Here is a 14,601-nt window from a genome sequence, read left to right on the forward strand (position 1 = left end):
CCGTGCAGGCCAGCGCCTGGCTTCAGAAGTTGTACTTGAAGCTGGTCATCAGGTTGCGCGGTGCGCCGTAGTTGCCGTAGTAGCCGGCATAACTGTAGTACTCGCGGTCGAAGAGGTTGTTGAGATTGAGCGACGCGCTGAGGTTCTTGCTGATGTCATAGCGCGCCAGCAGGTTGGTGATCGCGTAGCTGCCCTGAGTGAAGGTTTGCAGGTCGCTGCCGACCTTGCTCTGCCAATTCACGCCGCCGCCGACGGTCAGCTTGTCGAGGTCGCCGCCCAGGCGGTAGGTGCTGAAGGTCTTGAGGCTGTGGCGGGGCAGGGTGGTGTTGATACGCTGGTCGTCGGCATCGGTGGTGACGGTATAGGCGTAGCCCGCACCGACCTGCCAGCCGTCGAGCAATTGCCCATCCAGTTGCATCTCCATGCCTTGGGAGGTGGTGTCCTGCTCGGACTTGTAGACGTTGCTGCCGGGGTATTCGGCTTGCCACACCGCGAGGTTGTCCTGTTCCAGCTTGAACAGCGCCAGGCTGGAGTTCAACTGGCCATCGTAATGGCTGCCCTTGATCCCGACCTCATACCCGGTGCCCTCCATCGGGTCCAGCGGCTTGTTGTTTTCGTCCCGTACCCAGGAGGCTTGCGGGTTGAAGATCTTGGTATAGCTGGCATACAGCGACCAGACCTCGTTCAGGTCGTAGACCACACCCGTGTACGGAATGAATACCCCGGTCTCGCGGGATTGGGTTTCGCTGGCCTGCGTGCCATAGGGGCGATCTTCGGTGTCGCGTTTCCAGTCCACCAAGCGCCCGCCGAGGATCAGGCTCAGGTCGTCGCTGACGTGGAAGCGCCCGGTGAGGTAGGCGGCGTACTGGGTCTCGTCGATGGAAGATTTGCCGGTGACCGGGAAGTCCGGCTTGGGGTTGTTGCCGTGGTAGTCGAACAGGTTGTCGATGGCGCCCGCCGGAGAGCCGGAGTAGTCATAGCGCCAGCCACCGTAGCTGGGGACGTTCTCGTTGTACTTGGACAGGGTCAGGCCACCGATGATTTCGTGTTCGCGGCCCAGCAGGCTCAAGGGGCCGGTCAGGTACAGGTCGAGGTTGTCCTGGCGCGGTGTGCCGGCGAACTTGACCGGCAACAGGCTGGTGCCGCTGCCATTGGTCTGCAGGGTGCCGTTGAGGTACGTGAAGACCTCGTCGAATTTGTTCTCGGTGTGGGTGAACTCGACCTTGCCGCTCCAGCCATTGCCCAGTTGCTGCTCGATGGACGTGAAGTAACTGGTCTGCTGGTGGTCATTGTGCGACCAGTCCGGCGAGGCGTTGGTCGAGCGGCTGAGGTCGGTGCGCTGGCCATCGGGGAAACGTGTTGGCAGGCCGGAGCGCAGCGGCGAATCGACGTCGGTGCGCAAGTAGCTGAAGCCCAGGGTCAACAAGGTTTGCTCAGTGAGGTCGAATTCGCTGATGCCGTACAGCAGTTGCGAGTCCTGCTTGAAACGGTCGACCCAGGCGCCGCCGGTCTTGTAGTCAGCCACCACTCGACCGCGCACGTTACCGCTCTCGGTCAGCGGACCGGACACGTCAAATCCGCTGCCGTAACGGTCCCAGGTACCTGCTTCGCCCGTCACGCTGGCCTGGGCCTCGGCGGTCGGGCGCTTGCGGATCAGGTTGATGGTGGCGGAAGGGTTGCCCATGCCGCTGATCAGGCCGGTGGCACCCCGCACCACTTCTACGCGGTCGTACTGGGCCATGCTCTGGGCGTAGTTGTCCATGCGTGTGACGGTCGGTACGCCGTCGATCTCGAAGTTCTGGATCTCGAAACCCCGGGACCAGAAACTGTCGCTTTCCGCACCCAGGCCGTCGCGCAGCACGATGATGCCCGGGGTCGCGTCCATGGTGTCGCTGAGGGTGGTCAGGCGCTGGTCATCCAGACGTTGACGGGTCATCACGGTCAGCGATTGTGGGGTTTCCTTGGGGGTCAGGTTCAGTCGTGTCGAACTGCTGGACGACAGCGTGGTGTAGGAGCCGCTGCCTTCGGTGGTCGAGCCGGGTGCCTTGCCGGAAATGCTCAGGGCATCCAGTTGCAAAACATCGGTGTTCTGCCGCCGGGCGATCTGGTAACCGCCGTTGGTGCTGCGCAGGGCCTCCAGGTCGGTGCCGGCCAACAGGACGGCGAGGCCGTTGTCGACCTCGAAACGACCGTTCAGGCCCTGGGTGGTGCGGCCCTCGGTTAGCTCGGCGGGATAGCTGAGCAGCAAGTGCGCGGTTTCACCAAACTGCGCCAGGGCATTGCCCAGGGCACCTGCGGGAATGGCAAAGTCCAGTTGCTGCTGCGCTGCCTGCACTGCGCTCGTGGCCAGCAGCAGCGGGCTGGCGAGGCTCATGCAGGCCAGGCCTTGCAGCACGGCGGCGGCCAGTTGTTGCTTGATCAAGTGTGGCCGCCCGTGGCGTGGTTGATGCGCGTGCTGCATGTGTGATTCCCCAATAAAAGTGATCTTTGGGGATACGAGTCTCGCGAGAAACGAAAACGGCTCACCCGTCCGCAAAAAAACTTCAGGCCAGGTTAGGCCTGGCTTTGAGGGTGACCCAGTAGCGGGTCAGGTGCTGTATGTCGAGGTTGAAGGTTTCACTCAGGGCGAGCAGCACCTGGTCGGTGTCGTGCAGCGGAAAAGTCCCCGAGACCCGTAAGTCGCCCAGGCTTGGATCGCAGCCCAGATGGCCCCGTCGATAGCGCGCCAACTCCGCGAGAAAATCCGCCAGGCGCTGGCCCTGAGCGACGATCATGCCGTGGCTCCAGGCCAGTTCGCTGGCGCTCTGGGGGCGCTGGGCGAGCAGGCTGCGCCGATCGAAACTGACTAGTTGCCCGGGTGCCACACTGATCGCCTGACTGCCTCGCTCCTGCGGGTAGACGCCCAGGGCACTGCTCTGGCTGCTGGCCTGGGTGAACCCCTGGCGTTGGCGCACGGCCAGTTGCTGGCCGAGCATCTGCACTCGACCTTCGGTGGTTTCGACCCACAGGGGAAGGGCCGTGGCCGCGTTGAGCAGAATTTCGCCGCGCAACAGACGAATCACCCGTTGTTGCGCAGCGAAGTGCATTTCGATGGCGCTGTCGGTGTTGAGTTGGACCTGTACCCGGTCAGCCAATTGATAGGTGTGGCGCTCACCGACCGCACTGCTGAATTCACTGCGCCAGTCCTGTACCAGCGCGCTGTTGCGGGCGCTCCACGCGGTACCGCCGGCGGCCAGTAACAGGGCTAGGTTTTTCAGGGCGCTGCGCCGCGACAGCATGGGCGCCAGCGCGGCGCTGGCGAGCGGGCGCTGCCCCGGTGAACGCAGGCTGCTCATGCGCGAAGAAAACGCCTGGGCCCGTTGCCAGGCCATTTCATGCAGGGCGTCGGCCTGGCGCCATTGCAGCCAATGTGCGCGGGTTTGTTCGCTGACGTGGGGTTCCTGCAGTTCCAGCAGCCAGTGCATGGCCTGCTCGGCGACGGCCAGGGGAATCGGCGTCTGGGTGGGTGACGCGGCGCGCGACTCCATCAGTTCCAGCCTCCATCGAGCAGGATGCACTGCGCACCCGCCTTGACGATGTAGCGTTTGACCGTGGCAATCGACACCTGCAGGCGCTCGGCGATCTCAGCGTGGCTCAAACCGTCCAGTTGCGACCAGAGGAAGGCCTGGCGCACGGGCATCTCCAGACGTTCCAGCACGGCATCCAGTTCGAGCAGGGTCTCCAGGAGGATGGCCCGAGTTTCAAGATCCGGTACCACCGCCTCAGGCAGGGTGGCCAGGGCTTGCAGGTAAGCCTTTTCGAGCTTCTGCCGGCGGTAGTGGTTGGACAACACACTCTGCGCTACCGTCGCCAGGAAACTGCGTGGGGCCTGGACCTCGATCAGCTCGGACTTGGCCAGCAAGCGCACGAACACATCCTGCGCCAGGTCCGCGGCACTGTGGGAGCAGTCGAGCCGACAGCGCAACCAGCGTTGCAGCCAGGAATGCTGCTCGCGGTACAGGGTGGCGAGTCCGTGATGGCTGGCGGAAGGGGTCGAGGGCATGGGATTCGCACGGCGTGAGAGGCTGGAAGGTCACGAATGATAATGATTATCATATTTGCCGTAGGCCTGGCTGGCAAGCACCGTGAAATCCTCCCCCCCGACCCTCCACAAAAAACGCTGTGGCTTTAAAACTCAAGATTTGAGCCAGACTTGCCGATGCAGTCCTTAACCCCCTAAGGAGTGTTGACCATGAACGGCAAGCAGCTATTGCTCGGAATCAGTTTGTACGCTGTATTCAATGGCTCGTGTGTGGCGGCCAGCGCGCCTTTGCAGGGCGTTATCCACTTTCAGGGTGCGATTGTCGAACCCGCCTGCACCTCGAGCACGGGCGCGGGTGCCGTAGTGGCACTGACGGGGTGCCCGGCGCAGAGCCGGGGTACGACTATCGAGGCACGACGGGTGATGCCGGTGAGTCATGTCACGGCGCGTGACGCTTCGGCGGTCAAGGCCAAGTTGCTGTCCGATACTGGGCGGGACAGTCGGTATTTCGATCAGCAGTATCAGTTAGTGGACGAAACCGGCAAGCCGCTACGCTCGGGTAATTACCTGATCACCCTGATCATGCCTTGAGAGCGGGTACAACGAATGCAGGCAAGGGTTGAGAGGATGAGTGGTCTGGGCGGTGCATTGCCGGCATTAATAGGAAGCATTACTATTCACGCCCTCGCCACCACAGCACGCCGTGATGACCCCCAAGCTGCCCCGCAGACCCGGATTTTTCGAGCACTACGAAGAGTTGGTCGGAACCTGGACGCGCCGGTTGAGAAATCGCCAGCAAGCCGAGGACCTGGCCCACGACACCTTCGTGCGGGTGCTGGAATCCGACTCGAGCCAGGTGCAGCAGCCGCGGGCCTATTTGCACCAGACTGCGCGCAACATCGCGGTGGATGGTTATCGGCGTGAGGACCGGCGGGGCGCCATGGAGTCCGAGGCGCTGGATCCTCGTGGGTCGTCGAGCGATGACCCGGAGCACTACATGCACGCGATCCAGCTGGCAGACTGCATCGAGCGGGCGCTGTCCGAGTTGCCCGCCAACTGTCGCAAGGTGTTCATCTGGCAGAAGCTCGAAGGGCTGACCCAGGCGGAAATCGCCGAACGCCTGGGACTGTCTAAAAACATGGTGGAAAAGTATATGATCCGCACCCTGCGGCATCTACGTGAGCGCCTCGACGGGGCTGCGCCATGAACAGCCAGCCATTTCCAGCCACCGCCCGACAGGACCTTGCATGATGGATAACCATGATTGCGCGTGCGGACAGACCACGGTTCGCGACGAGGCGGCGCTGTGGTTTTCCCGTGTGCAGGATGCACCGCTGAACCCAGGCGACCAGCAACGGTTCAACGCCTGGCTGGCGCAACACCCGCAGCACCGCGACGAATATCAACTGCTGCAAGGCCTGTGGCGTGCCACCGAGCTGGTGCCCAAGGCGCGCTTGCAAGCCCTGTGCGCAACCCCACCCACGCAGCTCAAGCGCCGACCACTGCTGCAGTATGCGGTGGCAGCCAGTGTGCTGGTGGTGGCGGTGGGTTTCGGCCTGTTCAATGGCCTGGGTGGTCCGGCCAGTTACCGTGCAGAGTTTTCCACCGTCTTGGGCGAGCGACGCCAGGTGAGCTTGCCGGACGGCTCGCTGATCGAGCTGAACAGTCGCAGCCAGGTCCGGGTGAATTTCCAGGGCGACCAGCGGCGCATCGAACTGACCCAGGGCGAGGCCATGTTCAACGTCGCGCACGACAGCAGCCGGCCCTTTGTGGTGGCGGCGGGCACGGGCCAGGTGACGGTCACGGGCACTCGCTTTGATGTACGCCGCGACGCTCAGGAAACGCGGGTGGTGGTGGAGCAGGGCAGGGTCAAGGTGCAGGGGCACGACAGTGAATTCGTCAGCCTCACGGCGGGACTGGCAACCCGGGTTGACGCTCAGGGTCGGGTCGCCCCGGCCCGGGCGGTCGATGCCCAGGCGCTGACCGCCTGGCGCAGCGGCAAGCTGGTGTTCAACGATGCCAGCCTCAGTGAAGTGGCAGCAGAAGTCTCGCGCTATCGGCAGCGGCCGTTGACCGTGGGCAGCGTAGCGGTGGGCAATCTACGCCTGAGCAGCGTGTTCAAGACTGACAACACCGAGACCTTGCTCAAGGCCTTGCCGAGCATCCTGCCGGTGGCGATCCGGACCCGCGATGACGGCAGCCAGGAAATAATTGCGCGATAGATTCAGGTTTTTTTCGAGTTCTTCGTCTTCTTGTCCAACTGCAACTGGTTTGCATTAACATCCGCACCTATTTGCGATCAACAGGACAAGGTTCGACGTGAAAAACCCCCGCGCGAAAAACAACAAACCCGCCACGCTTTCTTCCCGTTGGCTGCCCCTGGCGCTGGCACTGGCCGTCAATGCGGGCCTGCCGCTGGCATATGCCGAGGCGGCTGGCGGCAATATCCAGATTCAAGCGCAGCCCTTGGGGACGGCCCTGAGCCAACTGGGTCAGCAGACCTCCCTGCAGGTGTTTTTCGATCCGCAACTGGTGGCCGGCAAGCAGGCGCCGGCGGTGGACGGCAACTTGTCGCCGGAGCAAGCCTTGCGCCAGTTGCTGCAGGGCAGCGGCCTGGAGTATTCGATCGACCAGGGTTCGGTGACCCTGAGCCCGGCCGCCACTTCGACATCCGCAGCGGGTCCGCTGGAACTGGGGGTGACCGACATCACCGTGGTCGGCGACTGGCTGGCTGACGCCAATGCGGCGGTGGTGCAGAACCACCCCGGTGCGCGCACGGTGATCCGTCGCGAGGCCATGGTCGAGCAGGGCGCGATGACCGTCGGCGACGTGCTCAAGCGTGTACCCGGGGTGCAGGTCCAGGACGCCAACGGCACGGGTGGCAGTGACATCTCCCTGAACGTCGGCGTGCGCGGCCTGACCTCGCGCCTGTCACCGCGCTCCACGGTGTTGATCGACGGTGTCCCGGCCGCCTTCGTCCCTTACGGCCAGCCGCAATTGTCGATGGCGCCGATCTCTTCCGGCAACCTCGACAGCATCGACGTGGTACGGGGCGCAGGGTCGGTTCGTTATGGCCCGCAGAACGTCGGCGGGGTGATCAACTTCGTCACCCGGGCCATCCCGGAGAAAGCCACCGGGGAAATCGGCAGCACCCTGGAAACCTCCCAGCGCGGTGGCTGGAAGCACATCGACACGGCGTTTCTCGGCGGCACCGCGGACAACGGCATGGGCGTGGCACTGTTGTACTCCGGGGTCAACGGCAACGGCTATCGGCAGAGCAATAACGACAACGACATCGACGACGTGATCCTCAAGACTCACTGGGCGCCCACCGATGTCGACGATTTTTCGCTGAACTTCCACTACTACGACGCCAAGGCTGACATGCCCGGCGGGCTGACCCAGCAACAGTACGACGAAGATCCCTACCAGTCGGTGCGCGACCACGACAACTTCGCCGGCCGGCGCAAGGACGTGTCCTTCAAGTGGGCGCGGCTGATCGGCGATCGTACCCAGGCCGAAGTGCTGACCTACTACTCCGACAGTTTTCGCGGCAGCACCATCGCCGCCCGCGACCAGAAAACCCTGAGTTCCTACCCGCGCACCTACTACACCTTCGGCATCGAGCCACGGGTGTCCCATGTGTTCGATGTCGGTCCGACTTCCCAGGAAGTCAGCGTCGGTTATCGCTACCTCAAGGAGGGCATGCACGAACAGGCCAGCCGCCTGGCACTGGTGAACAACCAGCCGGTGCAGACCCCGACCTCCGACGGCCACGTGTATCAGGACCGCACCGGCGGCACCGAAGCCAACGCGTTCTACGTCGACAACAAAATCGATGTCGGCAACTGGACCGTGACCCCGGGCATTCGTTTTGAAGACATCCGCACCGAGTGGCACGACCGCCCGGTGCTCGATACGTCGGGCAAACCGGTGCAGGAGAAACGCCGCAGCATCGACAGCCATGAACCGCTGCCGGCCTTGAGCGTGATGTATCACCTGTCCGATGCCTGGAAGCTGTTCGCCAACTACGAAACCTCGTTCGGCGCCTTGCAGTATTTCCAGCTGGGCCAGGGCGGTTCGGGTGACGAGACCGCCAGCGGCCTCAACCCGGAAAAGGCCAAGACCTACGAAATCGGCACGCGCTATAACGATGATGTGTGGGGCGCTGAAGTGACGCTGTTCTACATCGACTTCGACGAAGAGCTGCAATACATCAGCAACGATGCCGGCTGGACCAACCTGGGCGCCACCACCCACCAGGGCATTGAAGCCTCGGTGCACTACGACATGGCCGCGCTCGACCCACGGCTCGATGGCCTGACCGCCAATGCCGGGGTCACCTACACCCGCGCTGTGTATGAAGGCGAGATCCCGGGTTTCAAGGGCCGTGACCTGCCGTTCTACTCCCGTCAGGTAGCCACCGTCGGCCTGCGTTACGACGTCAACCGCTGGACCTACAACGTCGATGCGTTCGCCCAGTCCAAGCAGCACTCACCGGGCACTGCGGTGAATGCCGATGGCAGTTTCAGCGGCGACTACATCACCGAAGGCACTGCCGACGGACAGTACGGCGACATCCCTGGTTATGTGACCTGGAACGTGCGTGGCGGCTATGACTTTGGCGCGCAACTGTCGAACCTGAAGCTCGGCGCCGGGGTGAAAAACCTCTTCGACAAGCAGTACTTCACCCGCTCCAGCGACAACAATGCGGGGATGTACGTGGGTGCGCCAAGGACCTTCTTCGTCCAGGCCAGCGTTGGTTTCTGATAGGCCGCAGTGCTTTCATCGCGAGCAGGCTCGCTCCCACAAACGAGCCAGCTCGCGATGCTGTCACACCTTCAACACTTTCCCGCCAATGGCCACTGCCACCAGCAACAGCGCCATCAAGCCAAAGGCAAAACTCAGGCTGCTGGCGTGGGCGACAAAACCGATCACTGCGGGCCCGGCGAGGATGCCGGCATAACCCAGGGTGGTGATAGCCGGCACGGCAATGCTTTCGGGCATCACCGTCTGTTTGCCGACCGCGGTGTACAGCACCGGCACGATGTTCGAACAGCCCACGCCCAGTAGCGCATAGCCCACCAGGGCCGCTTCCCAGCTCGGGGCAAAGGTCGCCAGGAACAAGCCCGCGGCGGCGGTCAGGCCACCGAATACGATCACCCGGGTAGCGCCCAGTCGGCGGACAATCCGGTCGCCGGTCAGGCGTCCGATGGTCATGGTCAGGGCGAACGCCGCATACCCCAATCCCGCATACGCCGTGTCGATCCCACGCTCCTGGGCGAGGAATACCGCGCTCCAGTCCAGTGCCGCGCCTTCAGCCAGGAACACGATGAAGCACATGCCACCGATGAACAGCACGATCCCGTGGGGCACCGCAAACGCCGGCCCGGTGCTTTCGCTGCCGTAGGTCAGCAGATGGGGCGCGGCCTTGAACAGCGCCGCCAGCAGCATCAGGATCACCACGGCCATCGCCCCCAGCGGAGAAATGCCCAGGCCCAGCAGGGCGCTGACCCCCGCCGCGCCGACAATCCCACCGAGGCTGAACATGCCATGAAAACCCGACATCATGGTCTTGCCGCTGGCGCGCTCGACAATCACCGCCTGCAGGTTGGTCGTCGAGTCCACCGTACCCAGACCGGCACCGAACAGGAACAGCGCGCCAATCAGCAGGGGCACCGTGGACACCGTCGCCAGCAACGGCAGCGCCAGGCAGATTAGCAGCGTGCCGCCGGTCAGCACGCGCCGACAGCCGAAGCGCGTCGCCAGCACGCCGGCCAGCGGCATCGCCAGGATCGAGCCGACCCCCAGGCTCAGTAGCAGCAGGCCGAGGGTGCCTTCATCCAGCCCGGCCCGTGCCTTGGCGTAGGGCACTAGCGGCGCCCACGCGGCAATGCCAAAGCCGGCGATGAAGAATGCGATGCGGGTCGACATCTGCTCGAGGCGCCCAGGGATTACCTGGGCGGGTGACGTGATGGCGGTCATGGAAAATCCTTGGTCTTTCAATGGAAGCGACAAACAGGGGCACATCCTTGCACATCAGTGACCGTCAGACGACCTCGGGGTTCGTCACCAGGCGGTTCGTTGATCCGAGGAAATCGCCTACAGTGGGCAATCACTCCAGACTCAACCCAGGATCTGTTCATGACCTCGTTGTTTGATGCACGCGGGAACATCTATGCGGTGGTCAGCCCCCAGCAATTGCGCGAACTGGGGATCGACCTGCCTGACACCGCCGCCGAGGCGGCGCAACAACGAATGGCCTGGACTTCACGGGCGATCCTGGCCTGCTGCAGTTGGGCGCCGGGCACGCAGCCAGACGGGGCCAAGGCGCATTGCAGCGATGGTTTGCTGGTCGGCCCATTTCAACAGGCCGCGCCCTTTGATCTGTTGATCGTCAACACCGACGGGACCCTGGCCGAGCGCAGCGGCAATGGCTTGACCATCTTCGCCCAGGCGCTGACCGAGCAGGGCTTGATGCTGGCCGAGGGCTGCAGTCTGCTCAAGGTCCATCATGACCAGGGCAACGCCCGGTCGCCCGTGCAAACCTCGGTACACGCGGCCGAAGTCGAGGCTGTGCAAGGGTTTTGGCTGGACCTGGGCAAACCTCAGTTCGGCCCGCCGGCGGTGGCGGCTCAGGGAGTGTCAGCGGCGCAGTTGAATCAGCGACCATTGAGCCATGTGCCGCAGCTGGCTCGGGTCAATCCTCAGTGGCAACACAGTCAATTCGTGCGCATCGGCAACCCCCATTGCGTGACGTTGGTGACCCAGGCGGACGCGCTGCCGAGCAACCTGCAGATGGCCGCTCCCGGCCTGGCGGACGACCTGACTCGCATTGCATTCGCCCCACCCAGCGGCGGGGGGCAGCCCTGTGCCGCCGGGGTCAATCTGCAATGGGCAATGCGCGAATCGGCCAACCGCCTCAGTGCCCGGGTGTTCGAACGCGGCGAAGGCCCGACCGCGTCTTCGGGCACCAGCGCCAGCGCGGTAGCCTGTGCCGCGTGGAGTGTCGGCTGGGTGACCGCGGGCACGGTGGCGGTGGTGATGCCCGGCGGCACGGCCCCAGTGTTGCTCGAAGAGCAGGACGGTGAGTTGAACCGGGTCAGCTTGTTCGGGACGGCGCGCTTGCTGCGTTGAACTCAAATCCGCCATCGCGAGCAAGCTCGCACAAGGGTTAAGGCTGCCCACAAATCCCGCATACACCCAGCAAACCTTTGTAGGAGCGAGCCTGCTCGCGAAGAACCTGAGGGCGACGCGTTGTTTCAGGCAGCACGCGTTATCGTTGACGTCCATCGCGAGCAGGCTCGCACAGGGTGATTTTTGCCATGCCTGGCCCCCTGTGGGAGCGAGCCTGCTCGCGATGAGGCCGGTCGGATCAAGCCGAGCCAAACATCTCGACCACTGGCATCTGGCGTTTCATCAACACCTTGCCGCCGCGGATCGAGTACAGCGGCAGTCCCTGGCTGCGGATCACTTCGTAGTCACTGTCGGCCGAGAGGATCAGCAGGTTGGCTGGCCGCCCCGGTTCCAGCCCGTAGCGGTCACCCAGGGCCATGGCCTTGGCGCTGTTGTCGGTCACCAGGTCCAGCGAGCTTTGCAGGTTGCGGTAGCCGAGCATGTGGCAGATGTGCAGGCCGGCTTCCAGGACCCGCAAGATGTTGCCATTGCCCAGTGGGTACCACGGGTCGACGATTGAGTCCTGGCCAAAACACACGTTCATGCCGGCTTCGAGCAACTCGTTGACCCGGGTCACGCCCCGGCGTTTCGGGAAATTGTCGAAGCGCCCTTGCAAGTGAATGCTCTCGGTCGGGCAGGAGACAAAACTGATCCCCGAGTGCCCCAGCAGGCGAAACAGCTTGGCGCAGTAAGCGTTGTCGTAGGAGCCCATGGCTGTGGTGTGGCTGGCGGTCACCCGCGCACCCATGTCGCGGCTGCGGGCTTCTTCGGCCAGCACTTCGAGAAAGCGCGAGTGCGGGTCGTCGGTTTCGTCGCAATGCACGTCTACCAGGCAGCCGGTGCGCTCGGCCAGGTCCATCAGGAATTTCACCGAGCTGACGCCCTGGTCGCGGGTGTATTCAAAATGCGGAATGCCCCCCACCACGTCGGCGCCCAGGCGAATCGCTTCCTCCATCAGCTCGCGGCCATTGCGGTAGGACTCGATGCCTTCCTGGGGAAAGGCGACGATCTGCAGGTCGATCAGGTGCCGGCTCTCTTCGCGCACTTCGAGCATGGCCTTGAGCGCGGTCAGTTGCGGGTCGGTGACATCGACGTGGGTGCGCACATGCTGGATGCCATGGGCGGCGAGGGCGTCGATGGTCTTTTTCGCCCGGGTCTTGGTGTCTTCCTGGGTAATGGTCGCCTTGCGCTCGCCCCAGCATTCGATGCCTTCGAACAGCGTGCCGCTCATGTTCCAGCGCGGCTCACCGGCGGTCAGCGTGGCGTCGAGGTGAATGTGCGGCTCGACGAAAGGCGGCACCACCAGGTTGCCGTTCGCGTCGAGGTCGTCGGGGCCCAGGGTCGGTGCCTCGGTCTGGCGGGCGATCCCGCTGATCAGGCCGTTTTCCAGGTGCAGCTCATGCAAGCCTTCACGGTTGCGCAGGCGGGCGTTGATGATGTGCATCAGGCGAATCCCTTTATAGATCTGGTAGTGCTGCGCTGGAGGTACGGGTCCCCAGGACGCAGGTCAATGCCACATACGTTAGCGCGGCAGCGCCGATCCCTACCAGCGGCGCGACCCACGGCGAGCCGAACGCGGCGACGGTGCCGACTGCATAGGCGCCGAGTCCGGCCCAGTTGAAGGCCGGCAGCCGGGCATCGGCCAGGCGCGGATAGTGGCCACGATAACGGTAGAAGAAGTCCGCCATGATCACTCCACCAATCGGCGGAATCACCGTGCCCAACAGGATCAGGTAAGGCACCAGCATGTCGTACATGCCCAGCAGCGCCAGCAGAGTGCCGATCACGGCGCCGGCCAGGGTCACGGTTTTGCGCCGCCGGGTGCGCAACAGGTTGCAGCCGGCCACGGCGAAGTTGTAGATGGTGTTGTCCTGGGTGCTCCAGATGTTGAGCAGCAGCATGGCCATCGCAGCGATGGCGAACCCTTGCAACAGCAGGACCTCGACCACATCCGGTTGCTGATAGACGATGGCCCCATAGGCACCGATCAGGACCATCAGGCCGTTGCCAAGGAAAAACCCGATCAGGCTCGCCAGCACCGCGACCCGGGCGGAACGGGAAAAGCGGGTCCAGTTGGTGGCCTGGGTTGCACCGCTGACAAAGGTGCCGAACACCAGGGTGATGGCGGTCGACCAGTCCATGTGGCTGCTCGGCACCACTGCCAGCAGCGCGTCGAGGCCACCGATCTGCAGCGTGGAAACCCACATCGACAGCATCAGCAGCAGCATCATCGCCGGCACCGCGATGTAGGAGAGGATTTCCAGGCCGCGATAGCCGACATAGGCCGTGGCGCAGAACACCAGGCCGAACAGCACCATCAGCCCCAGCACCGTACCGTCGCTCAACTGTAAATATTTGCCCAGCACCACGGCAGCCGTGGCCGTGCCCCAGGCATACCAGCCAATCTGGGTGAAACCGAGGATCAGGTCGCTGAGCTTGCTGCCCAGTTCACCAAAGCAGAAACGTCCCATCAGCACCGAGTTGAGGCCGCTCTTGAAGGCGATGTAGCCCAGGCCTGCGGCATACATGCCCAGCAGCAGGTTGCCGAGGACAATCACCGTCATCATTTCGGCAAAACTGAATGCCACCCCGAGTTTGCCGCCGGCAAACATGGTCGCCGTAAAAAAAGTGAAGCCCAGCAGCACCATGGCCGTCGACATCAGGCCCTTGCGGGCATGCATCGGCACTTCACTGAGAGGGTAGTCGTTGCCCGGATCGTTCTGCGTCATGTGGCGTTCCTTGCGAGAGAGGAGGACGCGGGGGTGTTGCAGTGCTCATGCCAAAGCCGGTGATGGCCCTATTACTTATAGTCGAGCGCGGGTATTTGGCCCAAGACGGGCTCGAAAGCGGTGCGCCTGACCAAACACCGGACCCAAGTGGGAGCGCGTCTTCAGTCACAAGGAGCGCCAAACTACAGGCATAAAAAAACCACCGGGGACGGTGGTTTTTTTCGACTGCCTGGCTCACTCGCCGCGATAGATGCAACCGCTGGTGCAAGTCTCGTGGATGCGGATTGCACTGAGTTCCGGCAGCAGTGGCTTGAGTTCATTCCAGATGAACTTGGCCAGCACTTCACTGGTCGGGTTTTCCAGGCCAGGGATGTCGTTCAGGTAGTTGTGGTCCAGGCGCTCGTACAGCGGCTTGAAGATCGCCTTGATTTCCGAGAAGTCACGGATCCAGCCAGTGTGCGGGTCGAGGTTACCGCTCAGGTGGATCGCCACTTTGAACGAGTGGCCGTGCAGGCGCCCGCATTTGTGGCCGTCCGGAACGTGGGGCAGGCGGTGGGCGGACTCGAAGGTGAATTCTTTGAAAATTTCCACAGTGGTTTGAGCTCTGTCAGGTGGCTATCGCCCGCGGCGATGGGGCAGGTCGCGAGTTTAACAGCTTGAAATAACGCTTGCGGG

Annotated in this window: 12 protein-coding genes; 5 read left to right on the forward strand and 7 right to left on the reverse strand. The window is 63.2% G+C overall.

Features of this window, described 5'->3' with window-relative positions:
* Nucleotides 1–22: 22 nt before the first annotated feature.
* The 3 genes from QMK50_RS22450 to QMK50_RS22460 all read right to left on the reverse strand — a co-directional run bounded on the left by QMK50_RS22450 (nucleotide 23) and on the right by QMK50_RS22460 (nucleotide 4,042).
* A complete protein-coding gene (locus tag QMK50_RS22450; RefSeq protein ID WP_413787306.1) occupies nucleotides 23–2,461 on the reverse strand; it encodes a TonB-dependent siderophore receptor in 2,439 nt (812 codons plus the stop codon).
* Nucleotides 2,462–2,543: 82 nt separating this feature from the next.
* Nucleotides 2,544–3,527, reverse strand: coding sequence for a FecR domain-containing protein (locus QMK50_RS22455; protein WP_320333969.1), 984 nt, complete (start codon nucleotides 3,525–3,527; stop codon nucleotides 2,544–2,546).
* The gene (locus QMK50_RS22460; protein ID WP_320333970.1) at nucleotides 3,527–4,042 is read right to left on the reverse strand and encodes a sigma-70 family RNA polymerase sigma factor; all 516 of its coding nucleotides are present in this window, start codon (nucleotides 4,040–4,042) and stop codon (nucleotides 3,527–3,529) included. The genes QMK50_RS22455 and QMK50_RS22460 overlap by 1 nt, the downstream gene beginning before the upstream one ends.
* A 189-nt stretch (nucleotides 4,043–4,231) precedes the next feature.
* Here QMK50_RS22460 and QMK50_RS22465 point away from each other — a divergent pair, with 189 nt between their 5' ends.
* The 4 genes from QMK50_RS22465 to QMK50_RS22480 all read left to right on the forward strand — a co-directional run bounded on the left by QMK50_RS22465 (nucleotide 4,232) and on the right by QMK50_RS22480 (nucleotide 8,791).
* Nucleotides 4,232–4,612 (forward strand): type 1 fimbrial protein, encoded by a 381-nt coding sequence (locus QMK50_RS22465; protein WP_320333971.1) that lies wholly within the window; start codon nucleotides 4,232–4,234, stop codon nucleotides 4,610–4,612.
* Nucleotides 4,613–4,727: 115 nt separating this feature from the next.
* Entirely contained in the window at nucleotides 4,728–5,228 is a 501-nt protein-coding gene (locus QMK50_RS22470) for a sigma-70 family RNA polymerase sigma factor (protein WP_095167737.1), read from the forward strand.
* A 40-nt stretch (nucleotides 5,229–5,268) separates the two neighbouring features.
* On the forward strand, nucleotides 5,269–6,243 hold the full coding sequence (locus QMK50_RS22475) for a FecR family protein (RefSeq protein ID WP_320333972.1): 975 nt from the start codon (nucleotides 5,269–5,271) through the stop codon (nucleotides 6,241–6,243).
* A gap of 97 nt (nucleotides 6,244–6,340) precedes the next feature.
* The gene (locus QMK50_RS22480; protein WP_320333973.1) at nucleotides 6,341–8,791 is read left to right on the forward strand and encodes a TonB-dependent siderophore receptor; all 2,451 of its coding nucleotides are present in this window, start codon (nucleotides 6,341–6,343) and stop codon (nucleotides 8,789–8,791) included.
* A gap of 63 nt (nucleotides 8,792–8,854) precedes the next feature.
* Here the strand turns inward: QMK50_RS22480 and QMK50_RS22485 are convergent, their stop codons facing one another.
* The gene (locus tag QMK50_RS22485; RefSeq protein WP_159994557.1) at nucleotides 8,855–10,006 is read right to left on the reverse strand and encodes an MFS transporter; all 1,152 of its coding nucleotides are present in this window, start codon (nucleotides 10,004–10,006) and stop codon (nucleotides 8,855–8,857) included.
* A 159-nt stretch (nucleotides 10,007–10,165) separates the two neighbouring features.
* On the opposite strand from QMK50_RS22485, the gene QMK50_RS22490 reads away from it, so the two are divergent.
* Nucleotides 10,166–11,158 (forward strand): diaminopimelate epimerase, encoded by a 993-nt coding sequence (locus tag QMK50_RS22490; protein ID WP_320333974.1) that lies wholly within the window; start codon nucleotides 10,166–10,168, stop codon nucleotides 11,156–11,158.
* 238 nt (nucleotides 11,159–11,396) lie between these two features.
* Here the strand turns inward: QMK50_RS22490 and codA are convergent, their stop codons facing one another.
* The 3 genes from codA to queD form a co-directional block, all read right to left on the reverse strand.
* The gene (gene codA, locus QMK50_RS22495; protein ID WP_320333975.1) at nucleotides 11,397–12,641 is read right to left on the reverse strand and encodes a cytosine deaminase; all 1,245 of its coding nucleotides are present in this window, start codon (nucleotides 12,639–12,641) and stop codon (nucleotides 11,397–11,399) included.
* A gap of 13 nt (nucleotides 12,642–12,654) precedes the next feature.
* The gene (gene codB / locus QMK50_RS22500) at nucleotides 12,655–13,926 is read right to left on the reverse strand and encodes a cytosine permease (RefSeq protein ID WP_320333976.1); all 1,272 of its coding nucleotides are present in this window, start codon (nucleotides 13,924–13,926) and stop codon (nucleotides 12,655–12,657) included.
* 234 nt (nucleotides 13,927–14,160) lie between these two features.
* On the reverse strand, nucleotides 14,161–14,517 hold the full coding sequence (gene queD, locus QMK50_RS22505; RefSeq protein WP_320333977.1) for a 6-carboxytetrahydropterin synthase QueD: 357 nt from the start codon (nucleotides 14,515–14,517) through the stop codon (nucleotides 14,161–14,163).
* Nucleotides 14,518–14,601: the final 84 nt, after the last annotated feature.

Source organism: Pseudomonas sp. P5_152, from assembly GCF_033989915.1.
Lineage (GTDB): Bacteria > Pseudomonadota > Gammaproteobacteria > Pseudomonadales > Pseudomonadaceae > Aquipseudomonas.